Below are 3,431 nucleotides of genomic sequence, written 5' to 3' on the forward strand. Positions count from 1 at the left end.
AGCCGCGCCCTCAGCGCCGCGACGCGCCCGGCCGCCTCGTGCAGGCGCTCCTCGGTGAGCGTGCCGGCCGCGAGGCGCTCGGCCACCGCGGCGTGGATCCGGCCGAGCTGGTCCCGCCCGTCCTCGGCGCCGAGGAGGAGCAGGTCGGCGCCCGCCGCGAGCGACCGGACCGCGCCTCCCACGAGCCCGTGCAGGGCGCGGACGCCCGCCATGTCGAGTGCATCGGTCACCACGACGCCGGTGAAGCCGAGCTCCCTCCGGAGCAGGTCCACGAGCAGTCGCCGGCTGAGCGTGGCCGGCTCGTCGTCGAGCGCGGGGAACACCACGTGCGAGGTCATCACGGCCGCGACGCCGGCCTCGATCGCCGCCGTGAACGGCGGCAGCTCGCGCCCGCGGAAGGTCACCTCGTCGACGTCGACCACGGGCAGACCCAGGTGGGAGTCCACCGTCGTGGCGCCGTGGCCGGGGAAGTGCTTGACGACGGCGGCGACGCCCGCGTCCTGGAGCCCGCGGACGTACGCCGCGCCGTGGCGCGACGCGAGTGCGGGGTCGTCGCCGAACGAGCGCACGCCGATCACGGGGTTGCGCGGGTCGCTGTTCACGTCGACCGATGGCGCGAGGTTGAGGTTCACGCCGGCGGCCGCGAGGTCGGCCCCGATGGCGCCGGCCACGGCCTCCGTGAGGCGCACGTCGTCCACGACCCCGAGGGCCAGGTTGCCGGGGTAGGCGCTGCCCACGAGGTAGTCGAGGCGCGTGACGTCCCCACCCTCCTCGTCGAGCGCGAGCAGCACGTCGGGACGCGTCGAGCGCAGCGCGTCGCCGATCGCGCGGACGCGGTCGCGCGTCGGGAGGTCGTCGCCTGGTGCGGTGAGGTTGTGGCCGTACAGGCACACGCCCGCGAGGCCGTCCTCCAGGGCGTCGTGCACCCACGGGGGCACGGTCGGCCCGAGGAACGCCGGCATGAGGCAGGCGTTGACGAGGCGCTCGAGCTCGGACACGGGGATCTCCTGGTGCTGGTGAGGGCTGCAGGCTACGGCGGGGCAGCCCCCGAGGTGTCGGTCATGGGCACAGCAGACCGGCCGGGCGATGGCCCGGGACCCCTCGGGTCCCGGGCCACGTCCGGCCGGTGAGGCGGCACGCAGCGTGCCGAGGGGTTCTCAGCCGCAGACCACCCCCGTGCCCCACGGACCCCACGGGTCCGCGCCCGGGACGTCGGAGCTCGTCCACCACTTGGCGGTCCACTGCCGGCCGGCGAACGTCACGACGTCACCGCCCGTGTAGACGGTGCCGCGCACCCACGGGGCGGCGGCGCAGTCACCGGGATCGGTCGGGTCGGTGGGGTCGGTCGGATCCGTCGGGTCGGTCGGCTCCGTCGGGTCCGCGGCGCACGCGCCGAGGTCGCGCCACACGCCCGACCCGCCCGTGCTCGGCGCCTCGCCCTGCGTCCACCAGCGGGCCTCCCAGTCCCGGCCCGCGTACGAGGCGCGGTTGCCCCCGGTGTAGACGGTCGTCGGCGAGTACGGCGCCGCGACGCAGTCGCCGGGGTCCGTCGGGTCCGTCGGGTCCGTCGGGTCCGGCGGCACGTACGGGCCGCCGACGTCGAGCCGGGCCGCCATCGTGCGCGCCACGTCGAAGTTGTTCGTCGCGTCCCAGTTGATCGACCACGTCATCACGCCGCCGATCGGCCCGTACGGCTGCGCCGGCGTGAACCGCCCGCAGCGCGTGCCGAGCTCGAGGCAGTCGAGCGCCTGGATGACGTTCGACATCGGCTGGTACCCGCCGCCGGCGGCGGACCGCACCGCCGGGACGCCCAGTCCCACCTGCCGGGGCTCGAGGCCCATCTCGAGCTGGATGCACGCGAGGGCGGCGAGGAAGTCCGGCGTCCCCTGCGAGTACACCTGGCTGTCGCAGCCGAGCATCGAGCCCGAGTTGTAGTACTGGACGTTCACGATGGTGAGGATGTCGCTGATGCTCTTCGTCAGCTGGTAGTAGCCCATGGTGGTGGCCTGGTAGTCGATGGTCTGCGGTGCCATCGAGATGATCAGGTCCGGCCCGGCCAGCGCACGCAGCCGGCGCAGGGCGTCGGCCATGTGCACGGCGTCGATGCCGTGCTCGAGGTCGATGTCCACGCCGTCGAACCCGTACTGCTGCATGAGCCCGTAGGTCGTGCGCGCGAAGTTCTCAGCCGCCGTCGGGCTGTTGACGACGACGTTGCCCTTCTCGCCGCCGACGGAGATGACGACCTTGCGGTCGTCGGCCCGGATCTCGGCGACGTCGGCCGTGAACTCCGCGACCGTGTAGCCGTCGAGCTCGGCGGTGGCGAGGTTGAACGTGATGCCGCCCGGCGTCCCCGCCAGGTTGTCGGCGAAGGCGACCGCGACGAGGTTGTAGGCGGACGGGATCTCGTCGAGCCGCAGGACGGTCGAGCCGTTGTCGAAGTTGTGCCAGTACCCGGTGAGCCACTGGTGGCCCGTAGCGGCGGCCGGCTCGGCGGCCTGGGCCGTCGTCGCCGTGGCGAGGCCACCCAGGGCCATCAGGGCGGCCGTGCCGGCAGCAAGCAGGGATGACAGGGTTCTTCTCATGGACGCTCCTCGGTCAGGGGACGGCACGAGGAGCCGGGCGCGTGGGCCCGGCCCCTCGTGGTCGGACGGTGGTGATCAGCGCAGCCCGTCACCGATCGCGCGGATCAGCTCGCCGTTGGTGGTGTCACCCGACAGCTCCCAGAAGAAGGCGCCGGCGAGGCCCTCGTTCTGGGCGTAGTCCATCTTCCCGGCGATGGTCTGGGGGGTGTCGTAGCTCCACCAGGTGGTGCCGCAGTGGGCGTAGGCGGTGCCGCCGACGGTGCCGGTGGCGGGGCAGGTGTTCTTGAGGACCTTGTAGTCCTCGATGCCCTGCTCGTAGGTGCCTGGTGCCGGTCCGGTGGCGCTGCCACCGGGTGCGGACTGGGTCACCCCGCTCCAGCCGCGACCGTAGAACCCGATGCCCAGCAGCAGCTTGTTCGACGGGATGCCCAGGCTCTGCAGCTTGTCGATCGCCGTGGCCGAGTCGAAGCCGGGGGTCGGGATCCCCGGGTAGGAGCGCAGCGGTGAGTGCGGGGCGGTGGGGCCCTGCGCGGCGAACGCACCGAAGAAGTCGTAGGTCATCGGCATGTAGAAGTCCACGTACTGCGCCGCACCGGCGTAGTTCGCGGCCTCGATCTTCCCCCCGCTGGTGCCGTCCGCGGTGATCGCGGCCGTGACCAGCGCGTCGGAGCCGAACTCGGTGCGCAGCGCGCGCATCAGGTTCGGGAACGCCTCACGCCCGCTGGCATCACAGCTGAGCCCGCACGCGTTGGGGTACTCCCAGTCGATGTCGATCCCGTCGAACACGTCCGCCCACCGCGGGTCCTCGACCAGGTCATGGCAGGACTGGGCGAACGCGGCCGGGTTCTG

Annotated in this window: 3 protein-coding genes; all 3 read right to left on the bottom strand. The window is 72.9% G+C overall.

Annotated elements, in window-relative coordinates:
• Nucleotides 1-998: glycoside hydrolase family 3 N-terminal domain-containing protein (locus ICW40_RS11700; protein WP_308121765.1), on the bottom strand; the 998-nt coding region annotated here is incomplete at its 3' end.
• A gap of 159 nt (nucleotides 999-1,157) precedes the next feature.
• Entirely contained in the window at nucleotides 1,158-2,582 is a 1,425-nt protein-coding gene (locus tag ICW40_RS11705) for a glycosyl hydrolase family 18 protein (protein WP_221654145.1), read from the bottom strand.
• Nucleotides 2,583-2,657: 75 nt separating this feature from the next.
• The coding region (locus tag ICW40_RS11710) for a glycoside hydrolase family 18 protein (RefSeq protein ID WP_260459119.1) at nucleotides 2,658-3,431 on the bottom strand (774 nt) is incomplete at its 5' end.

Origin of the sequence: Actinotalea ferrariae (assembly GCF_019733465.1) — a bacterium.
GTDB lineage: Bacteria > Actinomycetota > Actinomycetes > Actinomycetales > Cellulomonadaceae > Actinotalea > Actinotalea ferrariae_A.